The sequence below is a fragment of the Phaeobacter sp. CAU 1743 genome (genome assembly GCF_039839315.1).
In the GTDB taxonomy this organism is placed as follows: domain Bacteria; phylum Pseudomonadota; class Alphaproteobacteria; order Rhodobacterales; family Rhodobacteraceae; genus Phycobacter; species Phycobacter gallaeciensis_A.
Genome location: NZ_JBDOQR010000109.1, coordinates 7913 through 8770, shown reverse-complemented (window position 1 = coordinate 8770; position 858 = coordinate 7913). Strand labels below are relative to the sequence as shown.

At 64.8% G+C, this 858-nt stretch carries 2 protein-coding genes and 1 pseudogene; all 3 read left to right on the top strand.

Going from position 1 to position 858, the window contains the following annotated elements:
* On the top strand, positions 1-188 hold a 188-nt coding region (gene tnpB / locus AAFO90_RS23195), incomplete at its 5' end, for an IS66 family insertion sequence element accessory protein TnpB (RefSeq protein WP_347510948.1).
* A gap of 54 nt (positions 189-242) precedes the next feature.
* The gene (locus tag AAFO90_RS23190; RefSeq protein WP_284479859.1) at positions 243-395 is read left to right on the top strand and encodes a hypothetical protein; all 153 of its coding nucleotides are present in this window, start codon (positions 243-245) and stop codon (positions 393-395) included.
* A pseudogene (locus AAFO90_RS23185) lies at positions 394-699 on the top strand (hypothetical protein); the annotation flags it as partial. The gene AAFO90_RS23190 and the pseudogene AAFO90_RS23185, both read left to right, overlap by 2 nt.
* Positions 700-858: the final 159 nt, after the last annotated feature.

Genomic DNA, 858 nt, shown 5'->3' with positions numbered 1-858 from the left:
TCCTGTTCTGGGACGGTAGCGGACTCGTGATGGTCTACAAACGGCTGGAAGAAAACACCTTCACTTGGCCCGCGATCCGCGACGGGGCAATGACCTTGAACCGGGCGCAGTTCGAGGCCCTGTTTGCTGGTTTGGATTGGCGCCGGGTTCGATCTCTGGAGGTGCGCCGACCGGCTGTGGCAGAGTGACTCGGCCTATTGAATAACCGGGCATCGGCGCCCCGGGCCCGGTATAATCCAGCCATGCCCGACGCCCCGCCCATCGACCTGTCCGCGATCCCCGAGAGCCAGCGCGCCGCCGTTCTGGCGGTTCTGCAGGAAAACGGCGCCCTGAAGGAAGCCAACCGGCGGCTCGAGCATCTCGTGGCCGAGTTGAACCATGGCCGAGTTCGGTGATTGGCTGCAGGCACAGCGTCTGCGTATCTCGGCTAAGTCGCGCCTCGGCGAGAAGCTGACCTACATCCACCGCCAGTGGGGCGGCCTGCAGACCTTCCTCCACGACGGCCGTTCCCGAGCTGCGGCAACTAGAAGCGCCACCGATAGTCCCTCCGCTACGCTCGGGTCCACGCCGGCGGGAGCAGCACCGGCCGCTTCTCACGCAAGAAAGAACAGTCCCGCTAGCCCGCCTAGTCCAAAAGCTGCCGCAACCTCAGGTAGAGCTGCGCCGGCAGCACCTCCTTCCAGACGTCCGGCGGGGTGACCGCCACCTACATCCAGTCGAAGAGCGGCTCCGCGCTGAATCGGCTCTATGCGTCTGCGACACGGACGTCGGTTAGTGGCTTGAGCCGGTACCAAGTTGAGCCGGTGCTCTACGAGCTCGGCGGCCAACCGAAGGAAGTCCCGCGGCAAAAGGACGTCT

Excerpts from the sequence above, each read along its gene's own strand:
- AAFO90_RS23190 (WP_284479859.1), top strand. The coding sequence starts at position 243 with ATGCCCGACGCCCCGCCCATCGACCTGTCCGCGATCCCCGAGAGCCAG.